This is a genomic window from Paenibacillus sp. J22R232 (genome assembly GCF_056269165.1).
Genome location: NZ_JBWDNK010000004.1, coordinates 289,683 through 303,768, shown reverse-complemented (window position 1 = coordinate 303,768; position 14,086 = coordinate 289,683). Strand labels below are relative to the sequence as shown.

Sequence of the window (14,086 nt, the reverse complement as noted above, 5' to 3'; positions counted from 1 at the left end):
TGAACATATCGTGAACAAGAAATGGCTTATTTATAAAAAGACTGTAGAAAAATGGAAGCTTATAAAGAGAATAAAGGAGGATTTTAGTGAATATTGTCGAATTATAGGGAAAATAAATAAGCAATCAGGAGGCCGCAGGTGGGTAACATATGGTTTAAGCAGCATCATAAACAATTGATGATGGTTTGCGCATTTTCTTTATGCACATTTCTTGCGCTAGCGGCCGAGACGAACCATTTTCAGTTTTTATACGGCATTACCTTTTCGTTTACCAGCTTGTTCATCCTGCTGATCATGCGTTTGTTCGGATTACTGCCCGGACTCTTGACTGCGGTTGCCGCTGTTTCGATTGGCCTACTGCTATTCGACCAGCCCGTCTATCACTCCGTTCTTATCATAGAAGTGTTAGCCGTCGGCTTGCTAATTCAAAAATTCAAAAACTCATTATTCGGTGCGGATGCTTGGTTCTGGCTGCTTGCCGGCATACCGCTCATTTATATCTTCTATTCGGTGGACTCCCCGTTAAATGCGAAGGACTTGCTGCTTATTGCTTGCATGATCGCGATGAACGGCATGTTTAATTCCTTGTTTGCCGAAGTAATCGACCATTACTTGCCTCTGCGCAGATGGAGCGGCTTATCATGGGAAGAGAGAAGGCTGCTCTCCTTCAGCAAGGTACTGTTCCATTTCTCCATCGGCATCGTTTTTATTTCTTTCTTGCTTAATATTTTCATGAACAGCCTTAGCTCCTTCAAAGAAGTAAGCCTATATGCACAGCGGTTATCCGCAAGTGAAACGAATCGCATTGTGGACTCCTGGAATAGATGGCAGGCCTCCAAGCTGTCCTTCTCGCTCACCGAGGCCGAGCAGATTCAGGAAGAAGTCCGTTTCTTCCGGCTGCTGCTTGAGAACCACGCTAGCACCTTTACTCTCCATATAACGGACAACGACCATTTCGTCGTTGCTGCAAGCAACCCTGAGGCTGAGGGGCATAAGTACGACTGGGGAGACAACCGCCAGGTAACGGCGATTAACAGCCAGCTGTCTTTAACGATGCCTAACGAGCCCAGGCAAGCACTGCAATTCCATACATGGCATGATGGCATTTTTGTCTATACGGAAAACATTAGCTCCACCGACTGGCATATTGCAATTGAAGTACCGATCAAAAACTACCAAAACTATTTGTTCTCAAAGTACTTTACGCACTTCATATATTTGATCCTGCTGGCCATATTCGCAGCCATTCTAGCCTTCTTCATTAACCGCTCGCTCTCGAAGGGCCTAACGCAGCTGGCAGCGGCGACCACCAATCTTCCGTTGAAGCTCAAGCAAGTCAATAATGTAGACTGGCCTAGCAGCAGCCTCGTAGAGGTGCACTCACTGATTGCCAATTTCAAGCATATGTCGACAAACCTAATTCATGTGTTCCAAGAAGCACAGCGAAGCAACGAACGGCTGGAGTCGCAAGCCTTTATGCTCCAGCAATCCGAAGAGCGGCTGCATCAGCTCGCTTATTACGATATGTTGACCGGCTTGCCTAACAGACTACAGTTTACATTGCATTTCCAAGATTTAATTGCCTTGCACGAAAACAGCAAACAGCCTATCGCCGTCATGTTCGTAGATGTGAACCGTTTTAAGCAAATTAACGACACCTTGGGCCATGCCGTTGGCGACGAGCTGCTGCGAAAGGCGGCGGAACGCTTCGGGACTGCCGTTTTTAAAGACTGTACCGTATTCCGGCTTGGCGGGGATGAGTTTGTTTTTATCGGGTGCTATGAGAATGAGGAGACGGTTTCCGCTGGCGCGCAGGCTGTCGTCGACTCGTTCAACGAGCCCTTCATCATCGATGACAAGCTGCTCTTCCTGACCGTAAGCGTGGGGGTAAGCCTGTATCCGCAGGATGGAGAACAAATGGATACGATTATCCGCAATGCGGACATCGCCATGTACAGCGCCAAGGAGCAGGGCGACGGATGCTACCGCTTCTATAAACCAAAGCTCGTCTCGGCTATGACGGAGAAAATGCAAGTGGAGAACGGGCTATACAACGCCTTGCTGCAGCAGCAATTTTCTCTGCATTATCAGCCGAAAATGAGCGCAGCAACCGGCAAGCTCTGCGGCATCGAAGCACTGATTCGTTGGCATCATCCGGAGCTCGGCATGGTTCCTCCCGATAAGTTCATACCGCTGGCGGAGCAATCCGGATTCATATTGGACATCGACAGTTGGGTTTTCCGAGAGGCCTGCCGCCAGAACAAAGCTTGGCAGGATGCGGGCTTGCAGCGGATATGCGTATCCGTAAACATCTCCGCAAGGCATTTCTATCAAGGAAATCTAACCGAAATGATTATTAAGGCGTTAAATGATACCGGATTAGAGCCGCAATACGTGAGTTTGGAGATAACCGAGGGCGTATTCATGCGCAATATGGACCAAGTCATCGAGACCATCCTATTTCTCAAAAACCTTGGCATTCAAATTTCTATCGATGATTTCGGCACCGGCTATTCATCGCTCAACCAGCTGCAACGCCTGCCGATATCGGATGTCAAGCTTGATCGCTCTTTTATACAAGGCATTACGAGCGACTCCAAAAAATCTTCAATCGTCAAAGCCATAATCGAGCTCGTGCACAGCATGAACATGAGGGTCGTAGCGGAGGGGGTCGAGACGGCGGAGGAATCGCAATTTTGTACGGATTTGCAATGCGATGAGCTGCAGGGTTACTTATTCAGCAGACCGCTGCCGCCGCAAGAGCTTGAACTGCTGCTCGGAAAAGCCGTTTGAATGCTCGCATAGCTGCACGCAGCAAGGAGCTGTCTCTGGAATCAATGATTCCATGAGACAGCTCCTTATTCATAAGCTGCGCATTTAAGCTAGTCCTGCGTAAGAACTAGGCTTCCGAGCCAGCATCGGTTGCTGCTGCTTGATCCTTCGGCGCAGCTCCTTCTAGACGCTCGCCGCGCGCGCCTTTGCCGCCAGCCTCTCCTTTGCGACCGCCTCCCGGCGCTTTCAGCTCACCGTTAATTTGCTTTGCTGCACGCTCTGCCGCTCCAGCAAGCTTCGTGTCGTATTGCTCCTGCGTAATCGTACCCGCTGCCAATTCAGCTGCAAGCTTCGTTTTCTGCTCATTCGCCTGCAGATCGATGAGCACCTGTACGTCTATGCCCTTCTCGGCGGCTAGCCCCGCAAGTGTCTTGCCGCTCTCAAGCTCTGTCTTCAGCAGATCCTCCGTCACCCCAAGCGCCGAGGCTAACTCGTCCAGGTTGCGTTCGAAGCCGCCGCCCTTGCCGCGCTGAGGCAGCACGCCATTCACATGCTGGGTCGCCCTCTCAACCGCCTTCTCAAATCTTTCATTATATTGCTCCTGCGTAATCGTTCCCGCCGCCAATTCGGCTGCAAGCTTCGTTTTCTTATTCTTTACCTGCAAATCGATTAGCGTTTGTGCTTCAACGCCCTTCTCCGCTGCTAACGCAGCCAGCGTCTTGCCGCCTTCAAGCTCCGTCTTCAGCACATCCTCCGTCACCCCAAGCGCGGCCGCCAGCTCGGCCGAGCCGTGAAAGACGCCATTGCCGTCACGGCCATGCTTGCCAAAAGCATTACCCTTCGAATCAAGCAGCTTCTCGGCTGCGGTTGCCGCATCCGGCTTTGCTGGCTGCTTGTCTGTATTCGCTGCGGAGGCATCCTCTTGCTTAGCCGGCGCCGCTGCCTCCAGCCACTCAACGAGCTTCGTCTTCAGCTCTGCCCTTGTTTTCCCTTGGGCCACAGCCACTTCTGACAATGTCGCTGTCTCCAGCTTTGCCTGCAGCGCTGCCTCTTCGAGACCTAAGTACTCAAGCAGCCGTGTTTGTATTTGATCAATGCCATGACCGAATCCGCCGCGTTTACCCGCATGATCCGCTCCAGCCTTGCTGTTGTCTGCCTTGGTGCCCTGCTCCAGCTGCGTGCCCGTGCTGCTTGCCGCGTTCACGTATTGTTTAGCCCAGAGACTCCCGCCCCCAAGCGCCAGCGTCAGCGCTATCGCGCCCGCAGTTATTGCTTTTGCCTTTGCCTTCATCATTGTTTCTTCCACCTTTCACTTTCGATTTGGTCTTGCAAGACCTATCATAGCCCCGCATGCTTAAAGCTCCTTTAAGCCCCGCTGAAAGTTGGCTGAATTTGGACATGGCATACGATTCGTTGAAAACCGACAATATTTTCACTAACCATTTTCGGCTTATCTGCTTTCACATGTAAAACTCAACACTTTTCTAACAATAAAACGCGCATTTCCCTAATAGATGGTTGCTACTATGGATACAGCCGCTTGATTAAGCACTGTCAAAAAAATGAATACGCTATCCTCTTCATTTTTCGACATATTTCGACGATAACATTACTTATCTTATCATTATGAGGTGTGGTCCAATGAAACGTATGAAAGACAAAAGTTTAGTCGTTACCAGCTCCATCGTGCTCGCTCTTCTGCTCGTTCTAGTCATTGGCATTACCGAGTATCTCTCCTACAGCACGCAGAAAAAATCATACCTCGCTGAAATCGAACGGATCGGTGAAACCTTAAGCTACCAAATCGAAGCCGGACATGATCTGCTTACCTTCGGCTACAACGAAATTACTGCCGGCAAGGATACCAAGAACGAAACCTTCGATCGGTTCAAGCTTCAATTGGACGTCATGATCAAAAACGATATTGTCTCCAACGCCTACGTATACATGCCAGACATTATTGAACGGGACGGAAAACAATTTCTCAAAATGATGCAAAGCAACGAAGCGCTCACAGCTGAAGGGCTAGGGGCAGGAGATGATTACGAAATGACGCCCGGCTTCGCCGAAGACGTTCAGACCGCTCTGGAAAAAGGCAGCGTCGTCACGGAGCCCGTCGTAGATCAATTCGGCGAATGGGTCTCTTATCTGGCACAGGTGAAGGATCCAAGCGGCAAGCTCGTCGGGATCTTCGGAATCGATATTGATTACAAACAAATCAATGATGCGATGAAAGAAATGCTGTGGCAGAGCATTGGAATCGCGCTGCTGCTCTCTGTTATCGCCATTCTTATTATTATATATTTGATCCGTTTGGTGCTGAAGCCGCTTAAACGTCTTGCCGAAGTATCTTCCCTGGCTGCAAAAGGCGACTTGACCTTAGCCGTACCCGTCAAAGGCGGGAACGAAATCGCTCAAGTATCGCTAGCTTTTAACGAAATGATCGCAAGCCTTCGCCAGCTTACCAGCAACATCCGCACCACTTCAGACGAAGTGGCCGGATCAGCTTATAACATGCAGCAAAGCGCGGAGCAAACCTCGCGTGCGACAGAAGAAGTGACGGAAGCCATTCAAGAGGTAGCCTCAGGCTCCGACACGCAGCTGCAAAGCTTCCAAGAATGCCAACGCGCCATGACCGAAATGACCATCGGCATTCAACGCATCGCGGAATCATCCTCATCGGTATCCGAGCTTGCTGCCGATACGACCGCGCTCGCAACGGAAGGCGAGTCGGTTATCAACGAGACGCTGCAGCAAATGCAAGCCGTGGAAACGAATGTCGTTGCTACCGTATCCACGCTGCATGAATTAAAGCAGCAAAGCGACAACATCGGCAGCATCCTCGCCTTAATCGGCGACGTTGCGAATCAAACCAACCTGCTTGCGCTTAACGCTTCCATTGAAGCAGCGCGTGCCGGCGAGCACGGCAAAGGCTTCGCGGTCGTAGCCCATGAAATCCGTAAGCTGGCTGAACGCTCCAAGGAATCCTCGGAGCAGATCGGTACGATCCTGCACAGCATCGGCAGCCAAACGGCTGCTGCGGTTACATCCATGGAGCTGTCAGCGGAAGCGGCGCGTGCCGGATCACGGGTAACCAGCCATGCGGGCGAATCCTTCCGTTCCATCGTCGCATCCATTCGCGACGTATCCAGCCAGGTACAGGAGGTTTCCGCCGCATCGGAGCAAATGTCCGCGGGCAGCGAGCAAATCGCCGCATCCCTCGATGAGCTTGAGGGCATAACGGCAAGCGCCGCAGGCAACTCGCAGCGCGTTGCCGCTGCATCGGAAGAGCAGCTCGCTTCCATGCAGGAGGTTGCCAGTTCCTCCGAACAGCTTCGCAATCTCGCTCAAAGCTTGAATGAAGCCATCGGCAGATTCAAAACCTAATCAAAAAAGGCACAATCCCCTCAAGCTTTTTGAGGAGATTGTGCCTTTTAACTATATAATCATGCTCCTATTCCAATAAGGTGAATAAGCGATTCAACAATCCATTACTTTAAGCCCTTAAATGGCAATTTATTGCCTGGTAGTACTATAGGAAATTGTGCTGTGCCAAATCAATAAGTTGATCGACCAAATGAATAAACAATTTTAAGAATTGAAAAAGACCGATACTCGGCATCTGAGTATCGGTCTTTTTCTTCATTTGATGTTATATATGCGTCATATAAAGCGAACTGTAATAAATATTGGAGGAGGAATTAGTATTTATCATCTAACAATATGCTTATTGTTTGGATTTTCGGGCCAATGACATTACCAGCACTAACTATTATTATTTAGTTAAGGCAGGTTTGAGTGAGGAAAGCTTACATTACATTCTTTTAGTATGGATAGCACAGGAGGAATCGGCATGAACCAAAACATGTGGAGAAACAGTATTCGCGGCGTCAAAAAGCACTGGTTGCTGCTGGCGATGATCGTTCCAGGCATGTCCTATTTATTTATCAATAACTATCTGCCTATGTTCGGAATCGTGATTGCGTTCAAGGATATTAACTTTTCCAAAGGAATATGGAACAGCGACTGGGTCGGATTCGATAACTTCGCTTACTTATTCCAAACACAGGACGCTTGGATTATAACGAGAAACACGATTCTTTATAACGGAGCGTTTATCGTGCTTGGAACGATTATTGCGGTAGCAGTCGCCATCTTGCTGAACGAGGTCAAAATACGTTTTTTCTCCCGTTTTTATCAGAGCGTCATTCTACTGCCTTATCTGATTTCGATGGTCATTGTCGCGTATCTGGTGCTTGCCCTGTTAAACGAAGAGAACGGCTTTATGAATTCTTACGTGCTGCCGTTACTTGGAATCGACCCTGTGTCGTGGTATGCGGATTCCGGCAAATGGCCGTATATCCTGACGATCGTTCATTTGTGGAAAACGATAGGTTATTCCTGCATCGTCTATTTGGCGGCAATCGTCGGTATTAGCCAAGACTATTACGAATCCGCCATGCTGGACGGAGCTTCCAAATGGAGACAAATTCGGAGCATTACGATTCCTTTGATCACGCCGACTATCATCATCATGACGCTTCTGGCAGTAGGGAAAATTTTTCACTCTGATTTCGGCTTATTTTATCAAGTTCCGCTTAACGCGGGGGCGCTGCAATCAACTACCGACGTTATCGATACCTATGTGTACCGCGGACTGATGACGTTCGGAGATTTCGGAATGTCCTCCGCGGCTGGCCTGTATCAATCGGTCGTCGGATTTGCGCTAGTACTGTTCACCAACGCCTTGGTGCGCCGAAAAAACCGAGATTTAGCTTTGTTTTAAAAAAATAGGAAAGGAGCGAAACCAGCAATGAATGCTAACCGCGTAAATCAAACGGTCGTTCACATTTTGTTTATTATAATGAGCATTGCCGCGCTGTTCCCGTTTCTGCTGCTGCTTGCGGCTTCATTGACGGATGAAAACGCCATTATTAGGAATGGATACGCCCTAATTCCATCCGATTTCAGTCTAGACGCTTACATCTATTTGTTCGAAAAGTCCTCTTCGATATTACGGTCATACGGCATTACCGCGCTTATCACCGTTGTGGGGACTACGGCAGGGCTTCTCATTTCAACCCTGATTGCTTATCCTCTCTCCAGAAGCGTGCTGCCGTTTCGAACGTTCGTATCATTTTTCGTATTTTTTACGCTGCTGTTTAACGGAGGGCTGGTGCCATTCTACCTCGTATATACCGATCTATTCCACTTGAAGGATACGATTTGGGCGCTGCTGCTGCCTAACTTGCTCACCAACGGATTTTTCATATTGCTCATGCGCAGCTTTTTCTCCATCTCAATCCCAGGCGAGGTCGTGGAATCGGCGTATGTGGACGGGGCCAACGAATTAACGATTTATTACCGGATCGTTATGCCGCTTGCGCTGCCTAGCTTGGCCACGATCGGCTTAATGCTATTGATATCGTACTGGAACGACTGGTACAACGGATTGATATTTATTAACGACGGCAAGCTGTTCAGTATTCAAAATTTGCTTAGCCGCATGCTTGCCGATGTTCAATATTTGCAACAAAACAATTTATCGGGTCAGACGGCAACCGTATCTTCGGTGCCGATCAGCACAGTGAGAATGGCCATAGCGGTTGTAGGTGTATTGCCGCTCATTTGCGCTTATCCTTTCTTTCAGAAGTATTTCGTTAAAGGGCTGACGGTTGGCGCGGTCAAAGGGTAGGCTGTTCCCGAATCACATTCGGTTCGGCATAAATAAGAAAAAGATTGGGGAGGAATTCGAAATGCTGAAAACACGTAAGGGATTACTAGGAGTTTTACTGCTTGCGATGGCAGTTGTGCTTGGAGCTTGCGGAAACGAGGGTAATGAGGATCAACCAGCCGGTAGCGGAAATGCTGACTCTGCCGATTATGAAGTCGCCATGGCTTATCCGGCGTTCGGAGACGTGTCCGACGTGCACTCGGTGCAGGACGCGATCAGCAAAATTACGACCGAAAAAATCGGCGTCACCGTCAAGCTAATTCCGATAAACGGCTCCAATTACGCCAATCAAATTAATTTGATGCTGTCGGGAAGCGAGAAGCTGGACCTAGCGTATACAAGCATTTGGTTTGGCTTCGAATCACAAATCAGCAGGGGACAGCTGTTGCCGATGGATACATATTTGACTGAATTCGGCAAAGGCATATTGAGCGCCATTCCTAATGAAGCGGCCGACGCAGGGAAAATGAAGGGCAAAACGTTCGGCGTGCCAAGCGTCAAAGCGTGGGCCCTTACGCCAAGCCTAGTCATGAGTAAAGAGCTTGTCGAGAAGCACGGAATCAATACGGGAGAATTGAAAACATGGAGCGACGCCGGGCCTGTGCTGCAGGTAATTAAAGAAAAGGAGCAGGGAGTGGCTCCTATCGTCAGCTATACGACAATGGAAACGCCAGGGAACGCGATGCTGCCCTTCGATCCGCTAGGCAATACGTCGGGCGTTCTGAATTTTGACGGTACGGACTATACGATTCAAAATATGGCCGAAACAGCCGAATTCGCCAAAATGACTAAACTTATGCGTGAGTGGTATGGAGCCGGTTATTTCAACAAAGACGTCGCTACGACTCAAGAAACGGGATCAAGCCAAATAAAGTCGGGCAAAGCGTTTTCGTTCATTCGCAACATTAACGATTGTTACAGCGAGTCCGTAGCGGCAGGAGTCGATCTCGTATGCGTACCGCTGGAATCGTCTTATATGACGCGAAACAGCGTTTCCTCCAATATGATGTCGCTTGCGAGAAACAGCGAAAACCCGGAAAAGGCGATTCAATTAATGGAGCTGCTGTACACGGACGAAGCGGTCATTAATTTGTTTACTAACGGCGTTGAAGGCAAGCATTACGTGAAGAAGGATGACGGCCTAATTGCCAAGCCGGAAGGAGTGACAAGCACGGGCTACGATTCGAACCAATACGCGGTCGGCAACAACTTCCTGTCCTACGTATGGGAGGGGAATGACCCAAATATCTGGACCAATCTAAAGGCGTTGAACGATGGAGCGGTCAAATCGAGAGCAATGGGATTCAGCTTTGATATCAACTCCGTGAAATCGCAAGTGGCATCGGTAACGAATGTGATGAACCAGTATGAAGGCGGATTGCAGACCGGAACCTCAGAACCGGCTTTGCTTGCCGAATACGCGAAAAAACTGAAGGATGCCGGTATCGAACGAATCATCACCGAGAAACAAAAACAGCTGGATGAATGGCTGAAAACGAAATAACGGAAAGGCGGAATGAACAATGAAGTATCCCGTAATCGATGTGCATCATCATATTATTTCGAAAGCCATGCAAGCGAAGCAAAGAGAGCTAGGCATTGAAATTCCAAGCTTTATGCCGCAGTGGAGTCCTGAACGAGGGTTTGAAAAGATGGATTTGGCCGGAATTACTTACTCGATCTTGTCGGCCCCGTCCGATCTGACGTTCATCGATCAGCCATCGGCAAATACGCTCGCAAGGCAAATGAATGAAGAGCTTGCCTCATACGTACAGCTGCATCCTCTGCGCTACGGCGCGTTCGCAACCCTCCCGATGCCCGATGCAGCGGCCGCTTTGGACGAAGCCTCATATGCGCTGGATATGTTAAAGCTCGATGGCGTAGCCTTGTTAACGAGCTACCAAGGCAAATATTTAAGCCACCCCGATTACGAAGAACTATTGTCGGAGCTGAACCGGCGCAGCGCGGTAGTATTCCTTCATCCGATTCTCATTAAAGAGCAAATCGCGGGATTAAGTCCCGCTTTGCTCGAAGGAACGTTCGATACGACGCGGGCCGTAACGACCATGGCCGTGCACCGGATTTTTGAACGGTATCCCGCTATCAGATTCATACTTCCGCATACGGGTGGCATGGTGCCCTTTATCAAATGGCGAATTGCTCTAGCGGTGCTTGGACAACATTCCTTTCAATTCGAGGCAACGACAGAACAATTCGAGGAGGAAATCGCCAAGCTGAATCATTTATACTACGATTCGACTTTAAACTTAGGGACGCTGCAGAAGCTCATCGAGCCGGATCGAATATTGTTCGGCGCGGACATTCCGTGGCCGTCCGACAGCATACTGCGCATGCAGCGGGAATCGGTATTTGCCGAAGCCTCCAAGCTGGGTGAAGACAATGCGAGAGCAATCGCTTACGAAAACGCCTTCCGGCTTTTCCCTCGCATCGGCAAGCTACTATTCAATCAAATCATAGGATGAATCGAAATCTTGAGCTTTGCCGCTAGAAGATACGTCGCTGTTTGCGATGGCCGGAATTCCTTTTTTCTTTGAGAAATGGCTCTATCGCAAAGGCGACACGGAAGCGCAAGCTTACGGACATTTCCTTCACATTAACTTTTGTCAGCTTTTCGCATTTATCAAGTCTATAAATTACAGTGTTACGGTGAACAAAGAGCTGCTTGGCCGTCTCGAGAAGCTGGCATTGATTATCGAGAAACGTCTTGAGCGTGCGAAGTAGCTCCTTCCTTTCGCCGTCCGACAATGAAGCAAAGCTATGAAACGTTTCCTCGTAAAAAATCTCCATCTCTTCATACGGCAGTAGTCTTAGAAGATAGCTGATGTCATTAGATTTGTAAAATTGTATAAATCCTGTTTTGTTCATTTGATAGCCGGTTTGAAGCGCTTTAACGGCTTCGTCAAAGGATAATCCGATATCCAACAGGTTTTTCACCGGGTTTCCGATTCCTAGCGACACGCTCAATTTATCTTTATCGTAAAGCTCGTCCGTAATGTCTTTTATTTTAGCAGCGATATGGTCCATTTCCCATTCCAATTCTTCCAAGGAAAGCAGTAGGCCAAACAAATCGTTTCTCGTAAATAACGTGGCATATTGGTCCAATTTGGAAAATCGGCGCTTGATCAAGTCGTAATAGACGTCTCGTTCGGAAATTTGTTTTTCGTCAAACGGTACTGCGTTGTTGAGAAAGGTTTGGTTGTCTTTTTTAATGGCGACGAGGAGGAAAGGCGATTGCGGCTTTAATCCGTATTTTCGACCGCGGCTGACAGCATCCTGCTCGGATGTAATAATTCCGTCGATCAAATCGGAGAAAAATTCGTTTTTGTATCTTCGGGAACGCTCCTTGACCGCTTGCTCTCTGAAAATTTCCATTCCGATGACGTTTGAAGCCTGCTCGAGGGCGAGCGTATACAAGTTGGAATGAATCGGCGTTTGCTGCAGCAGCGCGATATAGCCTTCATGCCTAAACGTAAAAGTAGGGTAAAGATCGACATGCCGGTAGTCTGAATGCTCTGGTCTAATCAGACAGAGCGATAACGTAGAGGTCATTGCAGGCAGAGTTTGCACGAAGGATAAAAGCGGTTCTTTGAAATGAGCAAGATTCGATTCAAAGTGATGGGAGTAAATTAACGATTTATGGCTGATGAACGCAACGGGGGCCGCCAGCAATCGCTCCAACGATTCGATAATTTGCGTAACGCCGCCTCCGTTCATAATCATATCGGAAAACTGCTTATGGATCGAAAGCGAATATTGCAGCTCGTAATTTTTGTTATCCAATATGAGACTGGTCGATTGCTGAAGCACTTCTCCCAAGGAATGCCGTACTTCCGATATTTCGATTAGCGGAAACTGGAGTCGATCAGCTTCCTTGATGACAAATGCGGGAATGGATAGCGCAAATCGCTTCGTCTTGACGGCTAATCCGGGGCAGCCCATCCGGTTCATCGTTTCAATCAATTCGATAAACAAATCCGGTCTCTCCTTTATGAAATATCCATTGGTCAAAAGCAGCTCTCCAGGCTTTAAAAAATTCAAAATATCCGGCGCGTCCATAATATTGACCGATTCAACCTTGCGGGACAATCCTTTGTTTCCGGCTATGACGTTGTAATTCGCAAATATATCATGGGTCAAGAGAGTATCCAACAGCATAGGTGCCAGCTCCTTTTATGATAGATATATGTTATATAATATAACATTAAAATTCGATTTTTGTACCATTCATCCATAAAATTGTCGAGTATTCACACTTATATAACAGTTACGTGACATGAGCTGGCTCGATACATTTTAGGAAAGCGAAAGTGACATCCATTCGTTACATGCAGAAGGAGAGATAACATGGGTACATTGCCAAGCTCCAAAACGTCAGCACAATCGAGACTTACGCGAGTAAAGATAGGCGGCCAACTATGTGATTTAACGCTTAATCTTGCCAAAGGCGTCATTGCCAGCATATCGCCAAGCGGAAGCCACTCTCGCAGCGATGATATTAAAACGCTGGATGCCGGGGGGCTGCTTTACTTGCCAGCCATGAAGGACCATCACCTTCATTTGGATAAGCATTTCTTGGGAGAACCTTGGATGTCTCTGCAGCCGTTCCATACGCTGGTCGGGCAACTGGCGTTCGAAAAGAAGCTTTTATCACAAACGCCAACAACGGCAGGAGAAAAAGCGATACGCCTAATCGAATTGTTGTTGAATCAAGGCACGACATCGATACGCACGCATGTGGACGTTGATCCTGAAATCGGACTTTCGCATTTGGAAAGCGTTTTGGAAGTCCGAGAGAAATATCGCGGACGAATGAAGATTGAAGTCGTCGCTTTCCCACAGCAGGGGCTACTTCGTTCCGAATCCATACGACTGATGAAAGACGCGCTGAGAGCCGGCGCCGAACTTGTAGGCGGCGTCGATCCGGCAGGACTTGATCGGCAAGTGGACCGCAGCCTTGAGGCGATGTTCGAGCTTAGTTCGGAGTTTAACAGCGGTGTTGACCTGCATCTTCACGATCCCGGACAGCTTGGATTATATACGATAGAACGGTTTGCCGAATTGACGAAGCAAGCCGGAAAAGAGGGGAGGACCGTTGTCAGTCACGCTTATTGCCTCGGCGAAGTGTCGGAGGCGGAATCGCTGCAATTGGCTTATACATTGAAGGAGGCGGAAGTCGGCATTCATACAAGCGTACCCATTGACCACCAGATGCCGCGCATCGGCCAGCTCTTAAGCGCTGGAGTCAAAGTCGGCATCGGCTGCGACAATATTTTGGATTCGTGGAGTCCCTTCGGTAACGGAGATCTGCTGGCTAGGGGCTCGCGCCTAGCAGAAAAATTCAAATGGAGAACAGATGAAGAATTGCTGAAGGTCTACCCGCTCATCTCTACCGGCTCGCTCGCTCCGAAAGCGGGCGACCGAGCCGATTTCATGCTCGTTAACGCCAAGAACGCCATGCATGCCGTCGCTTCGGCTCCGAAGCGGGAAGCGGTATTTGCAGGCGGCCATCTTGTCGGTGGAGAACTGATGGCCCAAAAAGATAAATTCCAATAGGAAGAG

9 protein-coding genes are annotated in these 14,086 nt (G+C 48.7%); 7 read left to right on the top strand and 2 right to left on the bottom strand.

The window, feature by feature from the left end:
• Window positions 1–138: 138 nt before the first annotated feature.
• Window positions 139–2,793, top strand: coding sequence for a putative bifunctional diguanylate cyclase/phosphodiesterase (locus AC0YN3_RS15125; RefSeq protein ID WP_475775854.1), 2,655 nt, complete (start codon window positions 139–141; stop codon window positions 2,791–2,793).
• A gap of 106 nt (window positions 2,794–2,899) precedes the next feature.
• Here AC0YN3_RS15125 and AC0YN3_RS15120 read toward each other — a convergent pair whose 3' ends face one another.
• Window positions 2,900–4,066, bottom strand: coding sequence for a hypothetical protein (locus AC0YN3_RS15120; RefSeq protein WP_475775853.1), 1,167 nt, complete (start codon window positions 4,064–4,066; stop codon window positions 2,900–2,902).
• 347 nt (window positions 4,067–4,413) lie between these two features.
• Between AC0YN3_RS15120 and AC0YN3_RS15115 the strand changes: the two genes are divergently transcribed.
• From AC0YN3_RS15115 to AC0YN3_RS15095, 5 genes are all read left to right on the top strand, one after another.
• Window positions 4,414–6,159 (top strand): methyl-accepting chemotaxis protein, encoded by a 1,746-nt coding sequence (locus AC0YN3_RS15115; protein ID WP_475775852.1) that lies wholly within the window; start codon window positions 4,414–4,416, stop codon window positions 6,157–6,159.
• Between the two features lie 466 nt (window positions 6,160–6,625).
• Window positions 6,626–7,558, top strand: coding sequence for an ABC transporter permease (locus AC0YN3_RS15110; protein WP_475775851.1), 933 nt, complete (start codon window positions 6,626–6,628; stop codon window positions 7,556–7,558).
• Window positions 7,559–7,585: 27 nt separating this feature from the next.
• On the top strand, window positions 7,586–8,467 hold the full coding sequence (locus tag AC0YN3_RS15105; RefSeq protein WP_475775850.1) for a carbohydrate ABC transporter permease: 882 nt from the start codon (window positions 7,586–7,588) through the stop codon (window positions 8,465–8,467).
• A gap of 61 nt (window positions 8,468–8,528) precedes the next feature.
• Window positions 8,529–10,010 carry an ABC transporter substrate-binding protein gene (locus AC0YN3_RS15100; RefSeq protein ID WP_475775849.1) on the top strand — a complete coding sequence of 494 codons (1,482 nt, stop codon included), beginning with the start codon at window positions 8,529–8,531 and terminating at the stop codon, window positions 10,008–10,010.
• Between the two features lie 19 nt (window positions 10,011–10,029).
• The gene (locus AC0YN3_RS15095; RefSeq protein WP_475775848.1) at window positions 10,030–10,989 is read left to right on the top strand and encodes an amidohydrolase family protein; all 960 of its coding nucleotides are present in this window, start codon (window positions 10,030–10,032) and stop codon (window positions 10,987–10,989) included.
• 22 nt (window positions 10,990–11,011) lie between these two features.
• On the opposite strand, the gene AC0YN3_RS15090 is transcribed toward AC0YN3_RS15095, so the two are convergent.
• Window positions 11,012–12,682 carry a PucR family transcriptional regulator gene (locus AC0YN3_RS15090; protein ID WP_475775847.1) on the bottom strand — a complete coding sequence of 557 codons (1,671 nt, stop codon included), beginning with the start codon at window positions 12,680–12,682 and terminating at the stop codon, window positions 11,012–11,014.
• A 189-nt stretch (window positions 12,683–12,871) separates the two neighbouring features.
• On the opposite strand from AC0YN3_RS15090, the gene AC0YN3_RS15085 reads away from it, so the two are divergent.
• Window positions 12,872–14,080 carry an amidohydrolase family protein gene (locus AC0YN3_RS15085; protein WP_475775846.1) on the top strand — a complete coding sequence of 403 codons (1,209 nt, stop codon included), beginning with the start codon at window positions 12,872–12,874 and terminating at the stop codon, window positions 14,078–14,080.
• Window positions 14,081–14,086: the final 6 nt, after the last annotated feature.